This window comes from Limnoglobus sp., from assembly GCF_059499385.1.
In genome coordinates, this window is sequence record NZ_JCABYM010000106.1 from 157,178 (window position 1) to 181,899 (window position 24,722).

Here is a 24,722-nt window from a genome sequence, read left to right on the forward strand (position 1 = left end):
GCATTCCGCAGCTAAATCGGCTTGTTTGAGTCTCTGTCGAAGCTACGCTTTACTGATCGCCTTCAAACGGGCTGGACCAGAGTATGACCAGACAGCGATGACTCAGGCTGCTGAGAGCGAGAGACAAGCCATGCCCACTGCCCCCCTTCGAAAAAAGCACGAGAACGGCGACCTCTACTGCCGGCCGCCTGAAATTGAGTCGGTCCACGCTCGCCTCCTGCTCCTTAGTCCGACGGAGCTGGTCGAGCGAGCCCGCATCAAAGAAGCCCGCAAAGGCGAGAAGAATGACCCGAACTTCATTCCCTCGGAGTGCGTGCTCTACTTTGTCCGCAGGCCCTCTTCTCTGAACGATGAAGCGGCACACCGCGAACTCTTCGCCATCTTGAGACGGAGGGTCATGTCGGCTGTTCCTGTGGCTGAGAGGCGGATGCCGGGAACGCAAAAGCAGGCCGAAAACTCGGTCGAACGCGAGATCCATGATGGTGTCCTGCACAAGTTTCAGGTGATGCTCTGCGAGGACCGGCGGGGGTACGACGAGCGACTCGACTTTTATGAGTGCCGGTTCAACGCGGCGGTGGCAGCGCTTCGGACTACCGTCCAGCGCTCCGTTCGGCGCAAGACATCTCGCAACGAACCTCTGGAGTCAGAGAGCGAACCTGGCGAGCCCTCACCAGAGGTCGAGTTTGCCCTCTCGAAGCTAGGGTCTCCTCAGGAGGATGGCCTCGATTTCCTTTACCGGTCGAAGCTACTTCGAGCGATTAGTGTACTGCCAGATGACGAGCGGCGGGTGGTCGAGTTGCTCCTCCAGGAGATCCCGATCGACCCGAAGGACGAGGAGATCACCATCGTGAAAATCCTCAAGTGTTCCGAGAAAACGGTGCGAAACCGGCGGGACCGGGCGTTCAAGAAACTCCGCGACGCCCTGAAAGAGGAGGAAGAGGTATGAAAAAGCCAACGGATTCGGAAGCCATCCTCTACGCCTTCGCAGTCGAAGCGAGCCACGATCGGGCGACTCTGGAGCGCTATCTCAGACAGTATCCCGAACTCGCCGAAGAACTCATCGACCTATCGTCAGAACTTCGGCTCAACGACGCGATCACTGCCGAGCCCGCCACCGACCAGGCTGACCCTGGACTAGAGGCCGCTTGGACAGAATTCCTCGGCTGTACGCCCGAGAAAACCGCCGCCGCTGGGGCCGCTGATTTCTTCTCCCGCTATCGCGGGCAGGCGTTCGCAAGTCTCGCCACAGCCGTGAAAATCCCACGCTCGATCCTAGTGGCTCTCCGAGACGGACTGGTTGATCCACCGATTCCAAAAGCCACTATTCGTCGAATCGCTTCAGCGGCGAGCGAGCCCTTCGAGACTGTCTTATCGTCGCTCTCTCGAACACAGGAAACGCCGGCGGCACTGGCGTTCAAGTCGGATGAAAAGCCGGGGCCACAGCGGCGGACGACTTTTCGGCAGCTCGTCCTGGATACCGAGATGACCGACGAGCAGCGCCTCCTCCTCCTCAAGGAGTGCGACGAAGATGAACTCCCTTGAGGTCAGCAGGCAGAGGGCCGAGGAACTTCACGCTGCCGCGATCGCCGCACAGCACGATCCACGGAAGCCATATGCTTTCGCCCGTGCCGAGGCCGCGAGGCGACAGCTCGTCGTCGAGCGCGTGCCAAAGCGTGACGTTCGTCTGCACGGGGGGCGTGCGGTCTATGATCCGGACGCACTTCTCATCCTGCACGAAGCCAGCGGCGACGACTTCACCGACGCATTCTTGATCGTCCATGAAATCGGACACGTCGAATTCGGCGGTCAGTCGGAGTCGTTGATCACGACCGAGATAGATTTCCTTCGCCCCGCTGAGGCCGCGCCCGTGGGGGTAGAGCGTGTCGTCGATTACAGCCGGCGGCAACGACGTGAAGTTCAGATGGATCTTTTTGCTCGTGAGTTTCTTCTGCCGCGCTCGTGGTTGCGAAAGCTCTACCTGGACGGTGCGTCTGCCGCTGAGATTGCCGGAAGCCTCGGAGCACCTCTCTCGGTAATTGCACAGCAACTTCTCGATGCCCTTCTCCTTCCCCAGGTCGTGCTTGCTCCGAAGGAAGATCCGTCAGCGAAGCCGTTGACACCCAAGCAAGCCGAAGTGGCCCGACACGAAGGAACCCCGTTTCTGCTCGAAGCCGGACCGGGAACCGGAAAGACTCAAACTCTTGTCGGCCGGGTCGAACACCTGCTGAGCCGGGGCGTCGATCCAGAGACGATCCTGATTCTCACGTTCTCGAACAAAGCGGCCGGCGAACTGGCCGAGAGGGTCGCGGCGAAGAACCCCGAGGCCGCTGCAAAGATCTGGTCGGGGACCTTTCACAGTTTCGGTCTCGACATCATCAGGCGATTCCATGACCGCTTGGGGCTTCCGGCTGACCCACGCCTACTCGACCGGGCTGAGGCGGTAGAGCTGCTCCTGAAGGAATATCCGAAGTTCAACCTCGTCCATTTCAAAAACCTTTGGGATCCCTCCGACGCTCTCGGAAGAATCCTGTCCGCGATCTCGCGTGCGAGCGACGAGGCGGCCGACGCTGCCACCTACCGTGCCCGCGCGGAGGCGATGCGTGCGACCGGCGAGGACTTCGAATCCACTGATCGCTGCCTTGAAGTGGCAACCGTCTTCGAGGCGTTCGAGAAACTGAAACTGGCGAACGGGTGCGTGGACTTTGGTGACCTCGTGGCGATGCCGGTGAAGCTGTGTGAATCGCACGAAGACGTCCGATCGCACCTCGCGTCTCGCTACCAGCACATCCTCGTTGACGAGTTCCAGGACGTGAACCGGAGCAGCGTCCGGTTGATTAAGGCGATCGCGGGCGATGGCCGCAACCTGTGGGCAGTGGGTGACAACAAGCAGTCCATCTACCGCTTCCGTGGCGCGTCGGCCTACAACATGGTCCGCTTTGACCGTGAGGACTTCCCGGGTGCAAAACGCGACCGACTGACGACGAACTATCGAAGCACACAGGAGGTGATCGATTCGTTTCTGACCTTCGCCGCGCAGATGCCGAGCATCCAAGGGAGCGAAATCGCGCTCACTGCGAATCGCGGCAGTTCCGGTAACAAAGCCGTGTATCGTTCGGTTGAGACCGACGACCAGGAAGTAGCCGCCGTCGCCGAAGCGATCGAGGAGATGCGGGCCGCGGGTCACAGCTACCGCGACCAAGCGATCTTGAGTTCCGGAAACGATCGGCTCGGGCGGTTCGCCGAGGGACTTGAGCGGCTCGGAATTCCCATCCTCTATCTCGGAAGCCTTTTCGAGCGCGTGGAGATCAAGGATCTGCTCAGCCTTCTCTCGCTTTTGGTAGACGGGCGGGCAATGGGACTCGTCCGGGTAGCGGCAATGCATGGATACGCCGTTCCGCTGGACGATGTCGCTCGGCTCATCTCGCATCTGAAGGAACAGAACGCCGAGCCGCATGCGTGGGTCGCTGCTATCGGCAGCGCGGAGGGGCTTTCTCCGGAGGGTCGGAATGGCCTTCAGCGGATCGCGGCACTCCTCGACGGATTCGGGCGCGACGCGAACCCGTGGCAAGTTTTGATCACGGTCCTTCTCGATCGGTCGCGAATTGCCGCTGACCTCGCGGGCACGCCTGACGTCCGAAAAAGGGCGCGTGCCATTGCGATTTGGCAGTTCATGAACTTCCTTCGCACCCCGACGCGCGGCTCGGGATTCCCCATCACGCGTCTACTCGAACGTATTCGCCAACTGGTTCTCCACTCCGATGACCGAGAGCTGCGGCAGCTCCCGGCTTGCGCCCAGGGAATCGACGCCGTTCGGCTCATGACGATGCACGGGTCCAAAGGTCTTGAGTTCGAGGTCGTCCACATTCCGGGCCTTACCAGTGCGAGCATCCCGCGATCACCCAAGAGTTCGCTCGCAAAGAGCATCATCCCGCCCGACGGCCTTATCGAGGGAGCGGGCGGAAAGAGCCTCGACGCGATGTATGCCGCACTCGGCGAGGAGCAGGAGTGCTTGTTCTTCGTGGCCCTCTCGCGTGCGCGCGACCGTCTCTGCCTTTACTCCCCGACAAAGACATCCAACGGAAGGTCCCGGCCCCGCTCGCCATTCATCGACCGACTCGGTGCGCACGTCTCGTCGAGCACGGTTACTCCCAAGTTGAAGCTCCCGCCGGACGAGGCCGGCGCACCGGTTTCCCTGACAATCGAAGGGTCGTTTTCATTCACCGACAACCAGCTCGGTCTTTACGAGCGTTGTCCGCGCCGGTTTCTCTACACGCACATTCTTCAGGTCGGGGGACGTCGAACTGAAACCTCGTTCATGCGACTTCACGTTGCCGTCCAGAAAGTCGTGGACGGTGCCGCATCCCGCGTTGGATCCGGGCCGACCCACTCTGAGCTTGAGTCGTCGCTCGATGGAGTCTGGGACGAACACGGCCCGGCGGACGACGGCTACTCCTCCGAGTACAAGCGAATCGGGTCAGAGCTTCTCAAGTTTCTAGCGGAAAGTGTTGCCGGACTGGAAACACGAGCCGTCCCCCGTCTCCGGCTTCCGGTCGTCGGCGGCGAGATCGTCATCACGCCGGACCAGGTCGTGAGCGATGCGAAAGACAAGATCGTCATGCGCCGCGTGAAGACTGGCCACCGGGTCGGCGAAGAGGAAGACGAACTCGCCGCCGCCGCATTTCATCTCGCGGCTACCGCGCACACACCCGGCTGCACGGTCGAACTCGTCTTTCTCGGCGACGCCGACATCAAGCCGGTCTCGATGACGACGAAAGTCCTTGGCAACCGCCAGACCTCCATTGAGGGAATGGCGACCGCGCTCCGGGAAGGCCGTTTCCCCCTCAAGGAAACCATCACCTGCCCGCGCTGCCCGTCCTTCTTCATTTGCGGCCGGCTGCCCGCCGGAACGCTCACGAAAAAAATCTCGTCCTGATCTTACCGGTCACTTCCAGCCGCTGCGATTAGCCCTCTATACCCCCGGCGCGGTGCGCGGGAAAGAAGGAGGGCTATTGAGATGAGCAACGAGACGAACACAACCACCGAAGAGACGGGGGCGGCGCGTCCGGAAGGACGCCCCGCCGAGAAGTTCGAAATCAACGTGAACGGGCGGCACAAGACGGTCAACCACAGCCCGCTGACCTTCGACGAAGTCGTGGAACTCGCATTCCCCGGCTCGCACGACCCGAACGTCGTGTTTTCCGTGACCTACAGCCACGCCGCTTCCGCGCCGCCCGCCGGTGAGCTTGGCCAGGGCGGAACTGTCGAAGTCCGAAACGGAACCCGATTCAATGTCACTCGCACCGTTCAATCTTAGTCCGGACCTGAAGCGCCTCCGGACGGACGGATACTTCGTCCAAATCCGGGGCGCGCTTCTCGTCATGCGCGAGGTCCCCTACGTCACCGCCGAAAGGCGCGTGCGGAAGGGGACGCTCATTTCCAGTCTGAACATGGCTGGGGACGTGACGCAGAAGCCCGACTCTCACCAAGTTTGGTTCGACGGCGTGTTCCCGTGTAACGCCGACGGCACGCCGCTCAAAGGGATCGGGAACGGTGCCGGCGACCACAACCTCGGCAACGGCATCACCGCGAAGTTCCACCTGTCGAGTAAACCGGACGGCGGATACGCCGATTACCACGAGAAGATGACCACCTACGCCGGGGTCATCTCCGGTCCCGCCGCTGTGCTGGTGCCAGGCGCGTCCCCACGAGTCTTCCGGACACCGGAGGACGAGGGCGAAGGCGTTTTTAACTACCTGGACACGGCGTCCGCCCGGGCGGGGATCGGCGCGCTGAGCGATCGCTTGGCGAGCGAGACCGTGTCCATCATCGGCGTCGGCGGGACCGGGTCGTACATCCTGGATTTCATCGCGAAGACACCGGTGCGAGAGATCCGTCTCTTCGACGGCGACGAGTTCCTCCAGCACAACGCGTTTCGTGCTCCAGGGGCACCCTCGATCGAGGAGCTTCGCGAGATACATCCGAAGGTCGAGTACTTCAAGCGCATTTACTCTCGGATGCACCGGCGGATCGTCGCGCACAAGACGTTCCTCAAGGCCGACAACCTTCACCTCCTTGATGGGACGACGTTCGCGTTTCTCAGCATGGATGCGGGCGAGGACAAGCGGGCAGTCGTGGCCCGCCTCGAAGCCATCGGAGCCGCGTTCATTGATGTCGGGATGGGGCTGGAACTCGTGGACGGATCCCTGGGCGGTATCCTCCGCGTGACTGCGAGCACGCCCGAGAAACGAGACCACGTTCACGGCGGGCGAGTCTCGTTCGCCGGCGGTGGCGCGGGCGATATCTACGCGTCGAACATCCAGGTCGCTGACCTGAATGCCGTGAACGCCGTGCTGGCCATCGTGAAGTGGAAGAAGATTCGCGGCTTCTACCGCGATGCCGAGCGGGAGCACCACTCGACGTACACGACCGACGGCAACCTGCTCTTGAACGGTGACCTCGCATGATACGCTGCCGAAGGCTCCAACATCGATTCGTAGAAACCATCCCGGAGGTGCTGGAGCCGGGCGTCCTTTACATTTCGGTGGAGTACTGCACGGCCACGCACAGTTGCTGCTGCGGCTGCGGCGAGGAGGTGGTGACTCCGCTATCCCCCGTCGGTTGGGAGATGTCCTTCAACGGGGAATCTGTTTCGCTGTGGCCGTCGATCGGGAGTTGGACCCTCCCCTGTCGATCGCATTACGTCATCGACCACGGAAGCGTTCAAGAAGCGCTGCCGTGGAGCGACGCGCAGGTCGCAGCGGCACAGCGACGGGAGAAGTCGGAGAGGCAGCGTCACTATGATACGGCCCCGCCCGTCTCGCCCACGATGCCACTCCCGCCAGCGCCCCCCGCTACTGGCGAGGTGACCAATTGGTGGTTACGGCTACGAGAACGTGTCTTCGGACCCAGGAGAACTCGCCCAGAATGAAGAAGAAAGTCACGAAGCCCAAGCAGCGGTCTAAACAACAGTCCGCCACTCCGCGGGCCAACCCGTCCGAGGTGACGTCGCCTTCCCGCGACATCCGCCGCCCCGTCGAATCGATGCTCTGGGGCCGGTCGGCTGGTCGCTGCGAGTTCGACGGGTGCAACAGGATTCTCTCCCGCTCGTCCGTCACGCAGGAGCAGGCAAACATCGCCCAGAAGGCCCACATCTGGGCGTTCAGCGCTGGTGGTCCGCGCGGGCACGCCGGGATCACCGACGAAGAACTAAACGAGGTCGAGAACCTGATGCTCGTGTGCCACGAGTGCCACACCAAAATCGACCAGGCGCAGGGTAGCAAGAAGTACACCGCCGGAATGCTCCGCTCGTGGAAAGAGGAGCACGAGAAGCGCATTGAGATCGCTACGGGGATCGCGCCCGAACGGCGGAGCCATGTGCTCGTGTACGGCACAAACGTGGGCGATCACGGCTCGCCCTTCACGTTCAACGAAACCGCGGGCGCAATGTTTCCGGATCGCCGCCCGACGGAGCCGAGGCCGGTCATCCTCGGGACCGCGAACAACTCGCTACAGGACAAGTCGCCGGAGTTTTGGCGGGTGGAGTCCGCCCACCTGCGGAAGCACTTTGACCAGAGAGTCCGCGAACGGATTGCCGGAGGAGAGTTACACCACCTCTCCGTCTTCGCGCTCGCCCCACAGCCACTTCTCATTCTTCTTGGCGACCTCCTCGGGGACATTACTTCGGCGGACGTTTATCAGAGGCACCGCGAACCACCGTCGTGGACTTGGCCGACGGGCGGAGTAGCGCAGCCCTTTGAGGTGACGGAGCCGCCGACAACGGAAGGCCAGCCGGCCCTACTCCTCTCCCTCAGCGCGACGGTCACCCACGACCGGCTCACCGCAGTGCTCGGCCCGAAGGCGTCTGTGTGGAGAGTCTCGGTTCCTCAGCCCGGGAACGACTTCGTCAAGAGCCGTGACCAACTCTCCGAGTTCCGGAAGTTGATGAGGCCTCTCTTGGACCGGATTAAGGCCGCACACGGCCAGACGACTCTCCTGAATATCTTCCCGGTCGCGCCGGTGTCGCTTGCGATCGAACTCGGCCGGGTGCGGATGCCGAAAGCGGAAATGCCGTGGCGCATCTACGACCAGGTGAACCACCAGGGTGGGTTTGTCCACGCCTTAGACCTTCCATTAGGAGAACATACATGACTGACCAGCGAAGCGATTTGAGCAGGCTCCTCGGACTGATCGTCGAGAGCATCAGCATCCCCGAGTGGCTTTACAAGAAAGCGGCCGACCGTCACCTGTCCCTCGCCGAGTGGCTGCACCGGGAGGAGTCCGCGCTCGCGACGTTCGACCCTGACGTGCGGCCGCAAGGATCGTTCCGGTTCGGCACCGTGAACCGACCAATCAACGCCGACGATGTCTACGATCTCGACAACGTCTGCGTGCTGAAGAACCTCCGCAAGGCGGACCTCAGCCAACAGCAACTCAAGGAACTCTACGGAGCCGAGGTGAAGGGCTACGCGAAGGCGCACAACATGCTTGCGCCCGTCATCGAGAAGAACCGGTGCTGGCGGCTTGAGTACGCCGACGACGTGAACTTCCACCTGGACACCCTGCCGTGCGTCCCGGAGGACGACAGGATCGTCCAGCGAATCGCCGGGCTGGGCGTGCCTCGCGAACTGGCCCGTCGGGCGGTGGCGATCACGGACAAGCGCGACAAGTACTACCGCGTAATCACCCCGCTCTGGCCGAGCAGCAATCCCCGGGGGTTCGCCGCGTGGTTCGAAGAGCGTGCCTTACTCGGACGTACCCGCGCGATCGTGGAAGGATATGCGAAGGCTTCGGTCGAGGAAGTGCCTCCTTACGGATGGAAGACGACGCTTCAGCAGAGCATCCAGTTGCTGAAGAGACACCGCGACGTGATGTTCCGCGAGTCACCTGAGCTTGCGCCGATTTCGATGATCATCACGAATCTCGCGGCACACGCCTACTTCGGCGAGACGGACCTGGCCACAGCCCTCAAGAACATCATCGAGAGGATGCCGACTTTCGTGCGGGATCAGAGGCCGCGCGTGCCAAATCCCGCCGACCCGGCAGAGGACTACGCCGACAAGTGGAAGGACGACCCGAGGCTAGAAGAGAGTTTCTGGCAGTGGCACGCCTCAGTGAAACGCGACGTGACGGACCTCGCGGCGACTATTGGCGGCACCGGGCTTCGCCAAAAAGTAGAGAGGCTCTTCGCGGCAGATCTCACGGAGGAGGACGCAAAGAGATTCGAGCGAAAGGTCACGCCCGCTCCCGTCATCGTCAATGCCGCGCCGACAATCTTCATCCCGTCGGCACCCCGCCCTTGGGGACGGCGCTGATGACTGAAACCGTCCGCGAACGCTACCGGCGCTGGGAGCTAGACGAACTTCTCCAGAGGTATCCGGGACTGCGGGTGGCTCCAACCCAGAACGCGGGACTGAAAATCCGGGGGGAGCTTGCGTTCCGCGTGCAGGGGCCGCTCGGTGAGCCGCTCGAAGACATCTACGAGGTTTCGCTCGAAGTACCGATCGGCTTCCCCGCCGAGATTCCGGACGTCTATGAGACGGGCGGGCGCATTCCGCCGGACTTTCACAAGCTGAAAGGCGGCTCACTCTGTCTCGGCGCGCCGACCGCGGTCAGGCTGCATCTTCACGCTTCCGCTACGCTCATCACGTTTGTGGAGGCCGTCGCTATTCCCTACCTCTACGGCTACTCATATTTCAAGAAATACGGGGTGATGCCGTACAAAGAACTCGACCACGGTCCAGACGGGCTCCGAGACCACTTTGCGAGTCTGTTTAGGGTCACAGACCGGATGGCGGCCCAAGAATTCGTCCGTTTGGCGTCATTGAAGCGAAGGCGAGCGAACAAGGCTCGCTGTCCGTGCGGAAGCGAAAAAAGGTTGGGTCGCTGTCACAACCGTAGCGTGAACAAGCTTCGGCAACGGCTCGGAAGGCTCTGGTTCCACCGGCAATATCGACTCCTCACTGACGAGTGAGAGGCGCACAGTGCGCCGGCCGGTGTCGTCGCCACCTGTTATCCCCAGATGATGCCTACCAGCTTGAAAAGGAGCTTGTGCCTCGCTTCGAGGTGCTCCGGCCCGAACTCGTCGAGGGCCTCTAGATCCAGCCCGTGCTTCTCCTTCAGCGCCTTCATGTCGAGCTTCGACTTGTAGCTGTCGCTTCTCAGCGTCTCGTTCCAGTAAAGGGTGTTTGCGTAGGACTTCAGCTTCTCGCTGTACGGTTCGTTGCTACTGGAAATGTTGTCCTTGCCCTTTAGGAGAAGGATTCCGCCGAGGCGGTTCCGCTCCTGCTCGAACCGCTCGTCGTCATCGTCGAACAAGGCGCGATTCTCGTCATTCCACGACAGGATGTGCTCGACGTGGAAGCCCGTCTTCGCCCCGGTCTTGGTCACCAGGTCGGCAATCGGGTGCTTCGGGTTAAGGTTCATCGCCACCGCCAGGAACTCGTCGATGCGAGAGAAGAAGTAACGCTTGAAGCGGGGGTTCAGGTTGATGCCTGTCTGCCGGAAGGCTGGGTAACTGAGCGGCTCAGCCTCCTTGACGTTCCGCCGCGCTGCGATGGTTGCGGTCAACTGGGCGTCGAACGCCGACCGGAAGTCGCTTACAGGCTTCCCCCGGATTGCCTCCGAGATTTTAAAGAGCGAGTCGGCGAACTCGTTACTGTCGTAAGCGCTCTGCAACTGGAGTAGCGAGAAGTACCGGTCGATCTCGGAGGCAACTGCCTTGATCTTTGCAGTCTCCTCCGGGTCATTCAGCACGCAGGCGGAGAGCACCAGCAGGAACGGAGCGTCGAGATCGAGGAGCGCATTGTAGAACACGGACCGAAGTGGCTTCTGGTCCGTGGAGTAGGCCTGCCACAACTTGATATACAGCTCGGTGAAGTACGTGAACTCGCCCTTCAGGAACGCCTTCACATTCGACGGGTTGTGAAGCAGGCCGAGCTTCTCGTCCATGTCGGGCGTGAACATCGCCCGGTGGTAGTCCCCGTCGAACCGTTGCCCTTCCTTCCGCGTGGCGGCGAACTTCGCCTTCAGGTAGAAGCGGAAGAAGCTGTCCATCTCGTCTTCTTTGAACTCGTTGATCGCCATCGCCCGGCCTTCCCAGAGGCCGTTGAAGTCGTCCTTGTCCAGCTCCACCTTGTCGATCTGGCCGAGAAGCTTGCCCTTCAGGATCTCGTAGGGGCGGAGGCGCACGCCGCGGTCGTTAATGACCTCAAACACCATCGACACATCTGTCTGCTCGACGGCGAGGTTGATGAGCACCAGGCGGTGGAGGAAGTAGAAGACGAACATCTCGAAGCTTCGCTTGTCCTTCAGCTCCTTGTCGAGGAACGCGCTTATCGTGCCGTAGTTCGCGATCATGTTCTGGGCGGTGATGCCGCTGCTCGTGTCGATGCTCTTCGGGTCGATGCCGTCGAAGAGCGCCTGCTGCACCGCCTTGTGCTTCACGTGGTTCATCCAGAACTCTTGCTCGAACCCGGACTGACCCGCGATCTTGCTATCGATCCAGCCGGCGAGCTTGGACGAGTAGTGCTTGGCCAGATGGTGAAGCTTGATGAGGATGAGCGACAGAGTGGTTAGCCGCTGCTGCCCGTCCACCACGTACACCCGGCCGTCCACGACGTTCGTCACGTAGGTGTTCAGATAGTACCAGGGGAAGCGGCCAATCGCCTCCTTGCTCGGGTCCAGCCCTTTGGAACGGGCATACTGCTCGCGAAACTTGTGGAACAAGTCGTCGAGAAGCCGCAGCACCGGCTCGTCCGTCCACCGGTAGTCGCGCTGGTAGAAGTCGATGTAGTACGACGTGTTCGAGAACACTCGGTCGATGTTCTGCTTGTCGGGCGAGATGTCCATCATGACCTCAAGGTTACAAGCCTCGACAAGCTGACCCCGATACAGTGGGGATCAATTCATGGCGGCATTGCCTTTGACCAAACTCTCGACCGACACGTAGTCGAGGCATGATCAACTCGTCCGCACCTTCACTGCATCCGTGAGCCCGAGGTCGGCAAGGACTTGGGCCACCTCGCCGGTCAGTCCGGTGGCTTGGTCCGAAGGCACTGTCACCGACAACGCGATCTCCACCTGTACCTCCCCCGCGCTCCGGAGCTTCGGCAGGAGTTTCGTGCCGATACGGTTCCACTGATCGCTCGGTACCTGGCCCGAGAGCGTGACGCTCGTCTTCCCGGGCTTGGCCGGGGTCGTTGCCGCAGGTGTAGTGGCACCGCCCGAACCAGTTCCCGGCTGCACGACCGTCGTTTGTTCCTGAACCACCGCCGCGGTAGGCGTCGTCTGTGTCTCAGGGGGTTTAACGGGTTTTGTGCGAAGCGCCTCGGCTTTCGCCTTCGTGACCAGGAACACGCCCGCGTCGAAGGTGATCTCGTCACGTGAAATCGGCTCCCGGTACCAGAGACGCTGGAATCCACCCTCGGGGGTTTGCCCGGAGCCAACTGCCATCTCACCCTTCTCGACAAACTCGACAAGCTTCTGCCGGAGCGTGGCGTCCGGATCGACGAGGCGGGTCAGTGAGCCGTTCAGAAAACTTTGTCGTAACGACACGAGTGGCCACACGCCCTCGGCCTTGAGTGCTGGCGGCCAGTTTCGGTCAAGGAACCCTGCGCTCACTCCCTCGTTCAGATGCCCCCCAGAGCGAAGGGCCGTCAGGACCCGTCCGGCCAGCGATTCGCCGGAGCTACTGTGTCCGGCCCCGAGGTTGACAACCTTGAGGCGATCGTCCTCAGACGAATCGTGAAACACGATGAATGAGTAGCACGCCCACACCTCCTCCTCCGCCATCTCTTCCGCTTCTTTGACCCGACCTTTGAGGTCTGCCTTTTCGCCTGGACCGAATTCTCCAGCGAGTTGGCCCTTCGCCACCTCATCAGCGACCCGCTTCCACGCGAGCCAGTTCTCGACCTTCTCGCGGTACTCCCGCCCTGGCTTTCGGAAGCAATACACAGCGGCCGCCGGATAAAGGCGGTTCGTGCCGTTCCGTTGCGAAATCCACTCCGCAACCGTCCTTCGTTGTGCGCTGGTACCCGTCCATTCTGTCTCTGGATCCATCAAAACTAGACTCAGCTTCGGGGAGTCCGCCACATCTCCGCTATCCGACGGGAACGCCGTGAGCGCGATCGTCGCCGCCCTTTCGAATTGCTTCAGCACGAGTGAGCGGAGTTGAGGGCGGACCTCCGTATCAGGGTCAAGCGAGGCCTTCCGGTCGCTCATCACTTTCTTGAGAGTCGGCTGGTGGTGTACGCGGAAACCGTCAGACCCCTGCCTGCGGACGTAGTAGCCCTTCCCTTCGAGAGCGAATGCAGCGTTATCGACGGAGGTCGTGTCGATGCCAGGTTCGCCGAGTGCAAACCGCAGTTCGGGGAGGTGAGCAACCTTGTCGGATTGCCCACCAGTGGACTCGAAGAAGATCGCCGTTGCCACCCGTCGGTGGATATCTCGAAGTTCACCCTTCGAGTCCGCGTCGAGCGCACGGGCGTGTGCGTTCTCACCGGAGATGTCGCAATCAATTGCCGCGTTCAGCCGTGACTCGCCGATTTGCCCGAGCACCACGCTCCGAAACTCAACGATTTCGAGAGGTGCCGACCCAAGCGTGATGAGCGGTTCCGTCCGCGCCCGGCGAAACCCGTCCTCCATCGCCTTCGAGATCCACTGCGCGAGCATCGCGAGCGTGCCCCGTGTCTGCTGGTACTGACTGAGGGCTTGCCACTTTCGCTGGAACACAGAGATTGTCGCCGGATGAAACGGGTAGGCGTCCTCGAACCGCTTCTGAAGAAACTCCTTCCCCTTCTTCTCGGTGAGCGTCGAGTCAACCGCCGTCCATTCCGGTGGAAGTTGTGCTCGCCGGTCGAATGCCCAGTCAGCGAACGCCTTCGCGATGTTTCGCCGCTTTGTGTCACTGCCGAGATCGTCGAAAAGCCGTCGGCGGAGAACTTCTCCAATCTCGCTTTCGTCGTTTGCGATGAGATCTTTCGCCACACGCCGGACGACCTTCGTGAGCTTCTCCTGCCACTGCTGGTCCCACTCGGTCATCTCGACCTGGCTTCGCGGCAAGCTGATGACGGCTGCGGTGCGCGTCAGGCCCGTCACGGCGACCGAGAGGTTCTGAATGAAGGCGTGGAACTGCTCGGCCATGTTCCGGTGCCGATTGACGAAGTTCAGCACCTCGTCGCAGAGGATGAGCACGCACCCGCCCGCGGCGTCGAACACTTTGCTTAGCGTCTCAGTACCGGGAGGAGAGTCTTTCGCCGCCGGCCCGAGGATCTCCACCCCGCGATCGCCGGCGAGTTGCCGCGCGAGGTCGATCCACGGCGTCTCTCGGCCTGGCTGAGGATCCCAAGCGTTCCCGACGAACACGCCGACTTGTGCCTTGGGGACTTCGGGCAGCCCTTCGTTGAAGAGGAGTTGCTGGATGCCGTCGAACTTGCCGGCGACTGAACCGTTACTTGCCAAGTGATAGAGCGTGGTGAGCGTGTGCGTCTTACCGCCACCGAACTGGGTGACGAGCGTCATCACTGGAGCCGTGTTATTCGTTTGTCCGGCGAGACGGCGTAGCACCATGCCGGTGTGCTCGCGGAGCGCGCGGGTGAAGCACGTCCGTTTGAAGAACGATGCCGGGTCGCGGTAGTCCTCGGGGGCAGTTTTCGCGACCACCTGTTCGAGATGGATGGCGAACTCGTCTGGGTTGAACGAGCGTCCCTCGCGGACTTCCTTTCGGGGGGTGACCAGCTTGTACCACGGTTCCATCGGGCGTTACCTCGGCATCGCTAACAACATGGCATCCAGGAGCCGCTTCTCCTCGCACCCCTGCGGGTAGAGCGCGGAGAGGGCGTTCGCCAGCCGCAGGAACTCCCCGCCGCGGGCCACTTCATCTTTGAGCAAAGTGCGTAGAGCGTTGGTGCGGCCGCTCGTCTGGAGCAGCATTGCCGCGTGAACGCGGTCAAGGGTCGTCGCCTCGCGCTTAGACTTGAGCGCGTCGTCAGCGACTCCTGCCCCCTTCTTTCTCCGCCCCTTCTTCGGGGTCGGGTCTTCACCTACCTCTTCGAGGATGTCAAAGAGTGTCAACTGCTGGTCGGAGGCTTTCTTCGGCCCGGCGTCGAGCCTGTCGGCAACCGCCTCCGCACCATCCTTGCCGAAGAGTTGCTCAGCCCGCTCGCTTACGGGGAGCAGGCGCACCGTCCCTTTCTTCGTCTCGATAACGCGGTTCTCCCAGTCTTCGAGGTGAATCCCGAGGGGTTGAGCGAATCGTCTCGCCACGTCGTAGACCAGGCTAAACCCGCCCTTCTTCTTGCCGCCGCTGCCCTCCTCCTCTTCGTCCGTCTCGTCCTCCTCACTCTCTTCTTCTTCGGTGTCGGATTCGTCCACCTCTGCCTCTGTCGCTTGCAGTGTCCATAAGAAGAGAGCAGTAAGGCGGGCGTCTTCTTCGAGCACCCCAGACGAGGAACCGGCGCGGCCGAGCACCTGTTCAAGGGCTGCGCGGCCGACAGTCTCCCACACTGCGGCCAAGTAGCCGCGCTCGTGCGGAGTCGTCGCCTCAGGATCACCGCCGAGGGGTATCTCGCGGTCCTCAGCGTCCACGACTTTGGAGTAGCGGGAGTAGATTTCGAGCGCGGGGCCGATACAGGCAAACACCAAGTCGGCACCGCGGACGCCTTCGCTCTGGAGCCGTTCTATCCACTCTGAAACACGTTTCGGGAGTTCGCGGATGACGTGAGTCCAGTCGCCGATTGGAGCGTCTTCAGGCCGTGGACGGCAGACGAGGTGTACGCTGGTGGCGAGGGCGGCGGAATCTTTCGAACGTAGCCGAGTCGGTCGTTCAGTAGCGATTGGCCATGACGCGGTGATCACCCATCCACCACCGACAATACCCGACAACAGGGCTTCCCAACCTTCGGTCGTCTTGTGTGCGAATACCACACAGCCGATCCCGTCCGGTTTAAGGACCCTGCGTCCCTCTGCAAAGGCTTTCCGCATCCCCGACTCGAAGTAAGCCTGATCCTTGTGGGCGTACCGCTTCGTGTCCCAGTGCGCCATCTCGCAAAGTTCTTGATCTTTGGGCACTAACCCCTCGGTAGTCCGAAAACGTGCTTTCACCAACTCGTCCACCGAGTAGGCGCGCTTAAGCCACACGAAGAAATAATCCGAGAGATCCGCGTACGGAACCGCGAAGTAGTATGGCGGGTCTGTGAACCAAACTGACACACTCTCGTCGGGGAGCGGGTGTTCCTGCGAGTCTTCTTGTTGAACCTCAGCCGAGTTGCCGTTGTTGCCCGGCCACGCATCAATGACGCGAGCTACCCAGTCGATCGCTCCATCCAGATTGCCGCCAGAATCGCCCCACGGACACGCTTCCGCAAAGTCCCAGATCATTCCCAGGGCTTGTCTTCCGAAAGTATTCGCGATGAATTCCCCGGCCGCTACCCAACGAGTTCCTGCACTCCAGTAATCCGCGCATCGACCCAGCACCGCAGCCATAACTACTTTCAGCGATGGATCTGAGATCTTTGCCACCTCCCCGCAGAGGTGGAGCATCGCCAATTTCTGGCGGGCAGAGAACATGTCCCCCCATCGATTGACACCGTAGATCGGCACGTTAAAGGTGCCGCTCATGAGAGGAAGTGTCTCCTCGGGAATCACCGATTGACCGTCTTCCCGGCGGGCGTCTTCGAGCCGTTGCAATTCCTTCTGTGCCTTGAGAACGGCCTGATAATCGGTGACTTCCGCAAGCCGGTACGTCTTTCCTCTCTGTGCCGCCTCAGCGACCGCGAGAAGAAACGCCCCGCCTATCCGATTGCCCTTCGGGTCGAAGACGACGTCAGCCCCACCTTTCTGTGCGGAGAGTTGAGCAGCCGTCCGATTCTGCTTGCTCTTACCCGGGAGGACGACTTTGCAACACGGGCAGAGGACGCTTGCGGTTCGGCCAGGAACCTTTGTCCCCATGGCCGGCTCGTAACCAGGTTTCATCTCCTGACTGCCGAAACCACGAGCGATCCGAAACGTGATCGGCCCACCCTTCGGTGCCGAGTCGATTAGAACGACCGTGCAGTCGCCCTTGGAGTCTTCTTTGAAGAAACGTGCTCTGGTACTGCCCCGCTTCGCGAGCCAGGGTGAGCGGAAAATCGGGATTTCGGCACCACAATCCGGCGATTCGCAACGCACCGTCCTTGCCCAGAGATAGGCCATTGGTCGGCGGCCGGACGCGCCACTGGGGTAGAGCGACTCAAAACGCTTCACAGTCTCGCGGAGGAGTTCTTCGCCTTTCTTCCTAAGCTTGTCGCTGAGTTCCGCACCGTCGCGCGGTATGTGTTGCAACATGATTCGAAGAATCATGAGCGCGACCGGATTCAGGTCACTTGAGAAAACGTCGCAGCCGAGTCGAAGTGCTTCCAACGGGATCGATCCACCTCCGGAGAAGGGATCTGCGACAAGCGGAGTGTCGTCCGGGAAAGCCGCAGCTACCAACTCCCGCGCCACCTCCAGCGTCGGACGGTGCGCCGCTAGCTGCCAGTTCGATGCCTCTCCGATGAACTTGAGCAAAGCCGATTGAAGAGCAGCGTCTTCCGCAGGGACGTTGCCTTGGATGCGAAGTAAGGCTTTTCGTGCCTTTGCTTTGAAATCCGACGGGCAACGAGGGTCACACGGGTCCGGCAGGAGCAGGGTCATCAGGACGGCCCGACAAGCTGCAAGTGGACGTCTCGCCCACCAGAGGTGGAGTGTGCTGGGATGACCGTGGCGAGCAGACTTCTCACTCGGCGCATACTGCGATACTGCCCGGATCGGGAAGTCCACCTCGGCCAGCCGCTTGCATTCCTTCGGGATCACGACCCGTCCCCCTTCGCCTTCCGCATCTCGTCGAGGCTGAGGGAGTAGTGTGCGACTTTCTGCACCTCGTGCCAGTCGAACCGGGCGGGGTTTGGGATCTGTTCGAGCGTCGGGGTGGTGTTGCAGTTCGTGACGACGTAGAGCCAGTAGCAGTCCGGCCGGTCTTCAGCCGTCTTCCGCTCGTTCGGAGTGAGGATGACGCTCCCCGATGCTGCCCCGATTCCCTTCACCTCGATGAGACGAAGATCGCCCGAGGTCACATCGAGCGAAGTTACATCGTACCCGAGGTTCTTTTCGGACACGTCGAACACTTTTCGGCCGAGTGCCTCCTCGTGCCGCATGACGAACTCCATCGCGATCCGCTCCGTTTCTGGGTTCTGCCGCAGGTTCGACAGCTCTGGTGCTTGCCGCTCCGGGTGGGGGAGGATTAGCACGCTGGTCAGTCGCTCTACGGCTTGCAGGGAGAGTGACCGCTGTCTCCCCAGTTCGTCGCGGCGGCGCTCTCGGCGGAGGAGCAAGTCGCTCATCCGATTCTCGGCCGACGCGAGCCGGCCCTCGGCCCCCGGCACCTTCTGGTCGATCTCAAGGCCAATCTTCCCGACTTCCTCGTCTGCTTTCTGCACCAATTCGTTCAGCGACAGCTCAACGTGAGCTGCGATCCGGTCTATCTCCTCCAACCGTTCGCCCCGCACCTCTCCGAGAAACGGCTGCAAGGCGTTCTCGTCAAGCCACGCCGAGGCCTCCGGAGCGTGCGCAACTGGCGGGAGTTCGGCCGGGGTCGGAGCGGGGCTAAGGTCGCCGAGGATCGCTGGCTCGTGCGCCGACACCGTTCCGTCGGCACGAAGTTCGAGGGCAAAGAGACGCTCGTGAATCGTCTTCCCGAGGCCGTCCACCACGCGAGCGCGGTAGAAGTCAAGCCGCATGGGCTGGTCGTGCTTTACGGAGTAGAGGCACGCACCGGTAGCGAACTCCGGCTGAGCCAGGTGGAGCATGTGCCGCCGGAGCGACTCGAAGAGCGGGTGGCCGGGCGTCACCCACTCGAAGTTGTTCGCAGTCGCCGTCTCCCGGTCCGTCGAATAGCGGGGGTACTTGTCGGCGACTCGGGCGAACTTCCAGTCCGGTTCGGAGTCGTAACGGCGGAGGGCGGTCGGGGTCCGCGGCGGGTCGTAGGTGTGGGCGAACCGCGGCACGGGCTTCACCCCGAACGCAACCTGCTCGGCCCCGTCCGCGAGGAACCGGGCAATAGTCTCCGGCACGACGCGGCGCTCCTGTGCCTTGGCTCGTCGTTCGATGAGCATGTTCAGGTTGAGCTTCTTTGACGCGAGCCCTTCGAGGGCGTTCTTGCAGATGTTCCGGAACCGTCCCTCGTCCACGTCCCGGAGCAGGTTGTCTTCGAGGTCGGCATCGCCGAGTTTTCCGGCGTAATAGTCTCGGAGTACCCGCTCGATGTGGGCCGCGGGGAGCACCTCGCCGACGACGTTGAACACGGCGTCGTCATCGAGCGCATCCCGGATCTCCTGGAGCTTTTCGAGGAGCTTGTGCAGCACCCGGCCTTCGATGGTGTTTGTCGCCACGAAGTTGAAGATGAGGCAGTCCTTCGTCTGGCCGTAGCGGTGGATGCGGCCCATCCGCTGTTCGAGCCGGTTTGGGTTCCACGGGATGTCGTAGTTGAAGAGGATGTGGCAGCACTGAAGGTTAATCCCCTCACCCGCCGCCTCGGTCGCAACCAACACCTGGATGTCGCCGTCCCGGAACTGCTGCTCGACGTAGATGCGGGTGCCCTTTGACTCGCGGTCCCCGGGGGCCATCCCACCGTGAATGTTCCCGACGCGAAAACCCCACGCGACCAGCTTCCCCGTCAGGTAATCAAGCGTGTCCTTGAACTCGGTGAAGAGGAGGAGCCGCTGCTGGGGGTTGTCGAAAAACCCCTCCTTCTTGAGGGTGTCCTTCAGGTGGGAGAGCTTCGCCTCCCCGTCGTCGTCCTCGACCTTCTTCGTGTCGCGAGCCAAGTCCTTTAGTTCGAGAATCTCCTCCCTCACCTGGTCCGCGTTCTGCGACAGGGTGATGGCGGCAATCAGCTCCTCGAACTTCCCCTTCTCGACATCGTCCATCTCCTCGATGTCTTCCGTGTCGGGCATCCGGGGCGGGGCAGCGGCAGTCAGCTCGTTCGCCCGCTTAAGCCCCTCTTCGAGCCTCCGGGCACGGCTGTCGAGCGACCGGCGGAGGGCGTAGGCGCTAGACGCGAGCCGCCGCTGGTAAAGTGACATCAGGAACCCAACGGCCCGCGCTCGGGGGTTGTCCCCTTGGGCCGCAGCCTTCGCGCTCTGTCGCTTCACGAATCGCGTCACTTCCTGGTAGAGCTGGAACTCGTCCCCGTCGATGCCGAAGTCGGCCGTCTTCGGGATACGCTTCGTGAAGATCTTCTTCGCCGCCCAGGTGCCGTCCTCCTGCCGCTCCGGGAAGTAGACCATCGCCTCCTTCGTTCGGCGGAGGTAGAACGGTGCTCGCCGTTTCTCCATCGCCTCCTTGATGGACTTCACATCGGCGTAGGCATCCGTGTCGAGGAGTTGGAGAAAGAGGGAGAAGTTCTCCGGCTCCCCCTTGTGCGGCGTCGCGGTGAGGAGCAGCAGGTGGTCGGAGGAGTCACGGAGCAGCTCACCGAGGGCGTACCGGGCGGTCTTCCGCGCCGGCGGGCTCCACGACATGCGGTGGGCTTCGTCCACGATGATGAGGTCCCAGTGGACCTGCTTCAGCCCCGGCAGGATGTCCTCCCGTTTGGCCAAGTCGAGCGAGGTGATGACGTGGTTCCGCTCCATCCACTGGTTGATGCCGAACTGCTCCCGGATCACGTCCCCCCTGAGCACCTCGAACTTCTCATCGAACTTTTCCTTCAGTTCCCGCTGCCACTGGAAGGCCAGGTTCGCGGGGCAAACGACGAGGATGCGCTCGGCGAGACCGCGGAGCTTTAGTTCGCGGATGAGAAGCCCGGCCATGACCGTCTTCCCGGCCCCGGCGTCGTCTGCGAGGAGGAACCGAACACGGGCCACCTTGAGGAGGTAGTCGTAGACGGCTTCTAGCTGGTGCGGCAGAGGATCGACTCGGGATATGGAGAGACCGAAGTACGGGTCGAACTCGTAGGAGATGCCGAGTGAGTACGCCTGCACCCCGAGGCGAAGACGGGTCGGGTTCCCGGCGTAGTTGCAGGCGGCCTCTTCGAACCGAAGCGTGGCCAAGTCACTCGTGGTCAGATTCAGACGGCGAAACCGCTCGGACCGAAGACCCACCAAGCCGAGCGTCCACGACGCCGCCGCGTTCTGCTGGACGGTTTCTATCCGGTGCGGTTCGCTGAGCAGTGGTCCGGAGACGACACGGCCGGGGGTTAGGCGAGAATCAGACATCGACGGCACACCTCGTCGGTCCGCGGAACCCGCGTTCCGTGCTGTTGTTCCGACATTTTATGAAGAGATACTGCCAGTTCCTCGACTACGGAACAACGTCCGTTGAGCGAATAGTCTGGCCGCCCGGTGGTGACCTCTTGCGCCACTCGGGTGACGTCAGGCCCCAAACGGCTTCACCGGCCGCCGCTTAAGCCAGATGCACTCTTTCGGGACGAGGGGGAGGCCGGCGGTCTGTCGCCTCCGGTTTACCGCCCGGAGGAGATGAAACTCTTGCCGCTTCACCAGGTAGTACGGCTCGAACGGCAGATCGTAAAACGCCTTCGCAAGCCGCTCGACGCTCCGCCGCGTCGCCTCCTCCTCGAACCATGCCTTGAGGAGTCGGTATTGCGGGAGGTCGATCCGGACCTGGACGTGCCCGCCGCGGAACCCGACGGCGTAGCCGGCGTACTTGATCGCCCGGCGTCTCACGTCCCGGACGTTCTCCCCCTCAAGCTCGAAGAAGCGGTGCTTCCCGTGCGTCGCGAGGATGACGAAGAAGTCCTCGTGCCGCAGGTACTGCACACTCGCCTGACCGAGTTGCTTCCGCCTGGCGCGGGACCAGCGAGTGAGATCGATGCCGTACCGTTCGACGAGTTTCGCATCTACCCGGTGCGGGTCTTTGGTCTCCGGAATCCACCCGGCCACGTAGAAGAGATACCCGCGGGCGACGTAGGCCACGGCAAGCTGCTGGATGAAACCCTCCACCGACACCGCCTCGCAACGATACCGCATCCACCCTACCAACGCTTAAAAGAACGACCGATGAGCGGGGAGTGTTCACGGCACACTCCCCAGAAGCCTCGTAACCCTGGGCACTCTCGCTCCTCGTTTCGAAGAGACACGCTACCACCCACGCGCCCACCGCACGGCTCCGCCGTGCTGTGTTCTGTGAGTTGCAACGCCCCAATTCGTAGCGGTAGCGGCGCACGAACCGAAACGGAGCCCGAGGCACACCTCGGGCGCACGTCGCAAGTTCACTGCCGAGGAGAACGCTCACCCAAGAGCGCTCTCCTCGACCGCCGCTCCTCCCGCCCAGGGATCTGTGGATAACTTCAAGGAAGTTATCCACAGGCACGCTACATCATCGGCTTTCGTAAGCCCGTCGGCCCTTTCGTCGAAGATTCCGCTCGGCACCACCCGTCTGCGGACAAACCGCCCCGCCACTGCCTTGCAGCGGTTCGGCCCGGCTCCCGCCGGCTCCTACTCAGGCCACTCTCCCACCCGACCGCATTTCGATCACCCGCGCACCACGCGCGGGCACCGAGGCGCGACCCCGGCCGCGATCAGGCTTCCCAGGTTCGTTGTGGTCTCCGTCCGATCGGTCACGTCGGTAGTGGGCTTCCCCACGGGCAAATCACCGCACGTTCGCCCCTCCCAGGGCGTCGCAGTTTCCGCCGCGCCGACAAGGCGCGACGATTTCAGGGGCACGAACACAGAAGCGTCCCCTTACCCATCAGTGATTGGCTTATTCCCGGTTCGGCACCGTCCCCGGTCGGACTGACTGGCAAGCCGTTTCCGGCCTCTCGTGGTTGAGCTATTCGCCGTCGGGTGTTTCGCCCGAACGCCGGCTTCGGTAAAAGCCGGTCCCGCGTGTTGCCACGACAGGAACTCCCCACGCCAGCGCGGTTGAGCGAGCGTAGCGGCAAGTGCCGCCGTAGCCCCGGACCCCCGCGACGGGATTTGTGGCAAAGAGACCACGCACCCGCTTTGACCCACAGCGGCCTCGACGCAGAACGCATCGAGGGTTTCCCCTGTCGCCCGTCGATTCACGCCAAAAAGAATCCCTATCGGATAGAAGACCGAGATTACTCCGCGGCGGGCACTTCCTTACGAGGGAAGCATGGCCCGCAGACGGGATTACTTCGGTCAGCCTCCGTCGAACCGGACGAGCGCCTATCGACGCATCCGGCTCTACGGGCGTGACGTGACGAGGTGCGACCCCATCCCCTTAGCTCGGTAGTAGCCGAGTTTACCGGGAGTCACCGCCGATCCGATGAGCGCCATGAACAACGTTTGCCGTTCCTGACGACCCGCCGTGGTTGATCCACAGCAAGGCCGGCATAGCACGCCCGAGCGACTCTCGAAACAGAACTTCACATCCCGGTCACAGAACCTGACCGTCGAATCACGACCGTGACATCGACCGCTTTCACCGAAGTGTGCTAGCAGAACCGACCGCACTCCGGTCATTCTCGTCACGCACGCCAAGGGCCGTTCGGCTGCGCGAGGAGCGCACTGTGATGAACCCGTCCCATACTCGCGGTCGTTTCATAACCTCGAACCCCCGTCCGGAATCGATCGGGGTGTGACCCGAGCGGCGAGTGGATGACTTTTCCGAAGAACCTGCTCCAGCAGTGTTCGAACCTCGGGCTGATGACCACTCGGGTTGATTTGCCCGGAGCTTGCTGTTCGCTCTGTTCGGGCCTCCGGCTCACGGCGGCATCCAGGGATTAAGGTCGTAGCGAGGACGGCCCGAGCCCGGTCTTCGTCGCTTGCCGAAATGTGATGCCAGAGACCCTTTCGAATAATCCCTACGAAAATCCGCACACTGTCGCCGGAAACTCGGTTGGCCCGCACGGCGGCAGCGGCAAAGTTCAGCCATGCGGCTTCGCTCCTCTCCATCCAGCCCTCCAGGAGAGCCTGCTCGAAGAGGTCCCGAAGCCGGGAGGGTTTTCGGATGTCCTCGGCCCGGATGTTTCTCAGGTTCGGTTTGTTCTTCCCACAGGAACCAGCATCGACGGCGTCGGCGAGTTTCTGGTTTTTGGAATCCGAAGGAGTTTCCTGTCTTTCAGTAGGGGGTGCAATTTGACGGCGAAAACCCCTGCGGAGGGGTGCAAAGGATGTGGCGCGACGCCAGGCGGTGTTGATGACGAAATACGCTCCGTCACGATTCAGCTTCCGCTGCACCGAGCCGGTGTCCTTCGAAATCCAGCCCAGCCGAATCAGCTCCGCCCGGGCGGAACGAGCGGCACGCTCCGAGATCCGACAGAGAGAACAGATCCAGGAGATCTTCGCTGTCCCCTTTCCTCTCAACGTTCCGTCCGCTCCCAGCGACAAGCCGCGGAGCAGATAGGCGAGGACCGTCTTCACAAGAGCCGGCTTTGTTGAGGTTGAGAGAAACCGGAGCACTTGCCGTGGGACCGGCACCAGTCGCCGTGCTCCGCGGCCGCAGAGAAGCGCTACCGAGTTGCCGTCTGGAAGCGTGCCATCGGTGATCGCGATCGCGGCTTCAGAGAACGTCAAGAGACCGGCCTTCCGGAGGAGCGACAGCTCACGAGACACGGACGCCTCGGGTTCGAGGCCGATCCTCGCGGCCAGTTCCGAAGGACGAAAGAGACGCGGGGCACTCCGTCCTCGACGCCTTGATCGATCCGCCGCTTCCCGAATAGCCAAGGACTCCAGAGCAGCGAGGTAAACCCGCAAGGCTCGAAAGCTAATCTCTCCCGCGTTTAACATCGC

The 24,722-nt window shown here is 61.9% G+C and carries 15 protein-coding genes; 9 read left to right on the top strand and 6 right to left on the bottom strand.

Going from position 1 to position 24,722, the window contains the following annotated elements; all coding sequences use genetic code 11:
* Positions 1-130: 130 nt before the first annotated feature.
* The 9 genes from AC5JJ2_RS18680 to AC5JJ2_RS18720 all read left to right on the top strand — a co-directional run bounded on the left by AC5JJ2_RS18680 (position 131) and on the right by AC5JJ2_RS18720 (position 9,970).
* Entirely contained in the window at positions 131-946 is an 816-nt protein-coding gene (locus AC5JJ2_RS18680; protein ID WP_495859534.1) for an RNA polymerase sigma factor, read from the top strand.
* A complete protein-coding gene (locus AC5JJ2_RS18685; protein WP_495859535.1) occupies positions 943-1,542 on the top strand; it encodes a hypothetical protein in 600 nt (199 codons plus the stop codon). The genes AC5JJ2_RS18680 and AC5JJ2_RS18685 overlap by 4 nt, the downstream gene beginning before the upstream one ends.
* Complete coding sequence (locus AC5JJ2_RS18690) at positions 1,529-4,933, top strand: ATP-dependent helicase (RefSeq protein WP_495859536.1); 3,405 nt, start codon at positions 1,529-1,531, stop codon at positions 4,931-4,933. The genes AC5JJ2_RS18685 and AC5JJ2_RS18690 overlap by 14 nt, the downstream gene beginning before the upstream one ends.
* 81 nt (positions 4,934-5,014) lie before the next feature.
* Positions 5,015-5,314 carry a multiubiquitin domain-containing protein gene (locus tag AC5JJ2_RS18695; RefSeq protein ID WP_495859537.1) on the top strand — a complete coding sequence of 100 codons (300 nt, stop codon included), beginning with the start codon at positions 5,015-5,017 and terminating at the stop codon, positions 5,312-5,314.
* Complete coding sequence (locus AC5JJ2_RS18700) at positions 5,289-6,464, top strand: ThiF family adenylyltransferase (RefSeq protein WP_495859538.1); 1,176 nt, start codon at positions 5,289-5,291, stop codon at positions 6,462-6,464. The genes AC5JJ2_RS18695 and AC5JJ2_RS18700 overlap by 26 nt, the downstream gene beginning before the upstream one ends.
* Positions 6,461-6,928 (top strand): ubiquitination-like system serine protease family protein, encoded by a 468-nt coding sequence (locus AC5JJ2_RS18705; RefSeq protein ID WP_495859539.1) that lies wholly within the window; start codon positions 6,461-6,463, stop codon positions 6,926-6,928. Before AC5JJ2_RS18700 ends, AC5JJ2_RS18705 begins: the two co-directional genes overlap by 4 nt.
* Complete coding sequence (locus AC5JJ2_RS18710) at positions 6,925-8,148, top strand: SAVED domain-containing protein (protein ID WP_495859540.1); 1,224 nt, start codon at positions 6,925-6,927, stop codon at positions 8,146-8,148. Before AC5JJ2_RS18705 ends, AC5JJ2_RS18710 begins: the two co-directional genes overlap by 4 nt.
* Complete coding sequence (locus AC5JJ2_RS18715) at positions 8,145-9,311, top strand: nucleotidyltransferase domain-containing protein (protein ID WP_495859541.1); 1,167 nt, start codon at positions 8,145-8,147, stop codon at positions 9,309-9,311. The genes AC5JJ2_RS18710 and AC5JJ2_RS18715 overlap by 4 nt, the downstream gene beginning before the upstream one ends.
* Positions 9,311-9,970: a ubiquitin-conjugating enzyme family protein gene (locus AC5JJ2_RS18720; protein ID WP_495859542.1), complete on the top strand. Its 660-nt coding sequence runs from the start codon at positions 9,311-9,313 to the stop codon at positions 9,968-9,970. Before AC5JJ2_RS18715 ends, AC5JJ2_RS18720 begins: the two co-directional genes overlap by 1 nt.
* 38 nt (positions 9,971-10,008) lie before the next feature.
* Here AC5JJ2_RS18720 and AC5JJ2_RS18725 read toward each other — a convergent pair whose 3' ends face one another.
* From AC5JJ2_RS18725 to AC5JJ2_RS18750, 6 genes are all read right to left on the bottom strand, one after another.
* Positions 10,009-11,847 (bottom strand): DUF262 domain-containing protein, encoded by a 1,839-nt coding sequence (locus tag AC5JJ2_RS18725; protein ID WP_495859543.1) that lies wholly within the window; start codon positions 11,845-11,847, stop codon positions 10,009-10,011.
* Between the two features lie 111 nt (positions 11,848-11,958).
* Entirely contained in the window at positions 11,959-14,751 is a 2,793-nt protein-coding gene (locus AC5JJ2_RS18730; protein ID WP_495859544.1) for a DUF499 family protein, read from the bottom strand.
* Positions 14,752-14,757: 6 nt separating this feature from the next.
* Complete coding sequence (locus AC5JJ2_RS18735; RefSeq protein ID WP_495859545.1) at positions 14,758-17,826, bottom strand: DUF1156 domain-containing protein; 3,069 nt, start codon at positions 17,824-17,826, stop codon at positions 14,758-14,760.
* Positions 17,823-21,224: a helicase-related protein gene (locus AC5JJ2_RS18740; protein ID WP_495859546.1), complete on the bottom strand. Its 3,402-nt coding sequence runs from the start codon at positions 21,222-21,224 to the stop codon at positions 17,823-17,825. Before AC5JJ2_RS18740 ends, AC5JJ2_RS18735 begins: the two co-directional genes overlap by 4 nt.
* A gap of 156 nt (positions 21,225-21,380) precedes the next feature.
* Positions 21,381-21,995 (bottom strand): hypothetical protein, encoded by a 615-nt coding sequence (locus tag AC5JJ2_RS18745; RefSeq protein ID WP_495859547.1) that lies wholly within the window; start codon positions 21,993-21,995, stop codon positions 21,381-21,383.
* Between the two features lie 1,536 nt (positions 21,996-23,531).
* Positions 23,532-24,545, bottom strand: a complete 1,014-nt coding sequence (locus AC5JJ2_RS18750) for a hypothetical protein (RefSeq protein ID WP_495859548.1) — start codon at positions 24,543-24,545, stop codon at positions 23,532-23,534.
* Between the last annotated feature and the right edge of the window lie 177 nt (positions 24,546-24,722).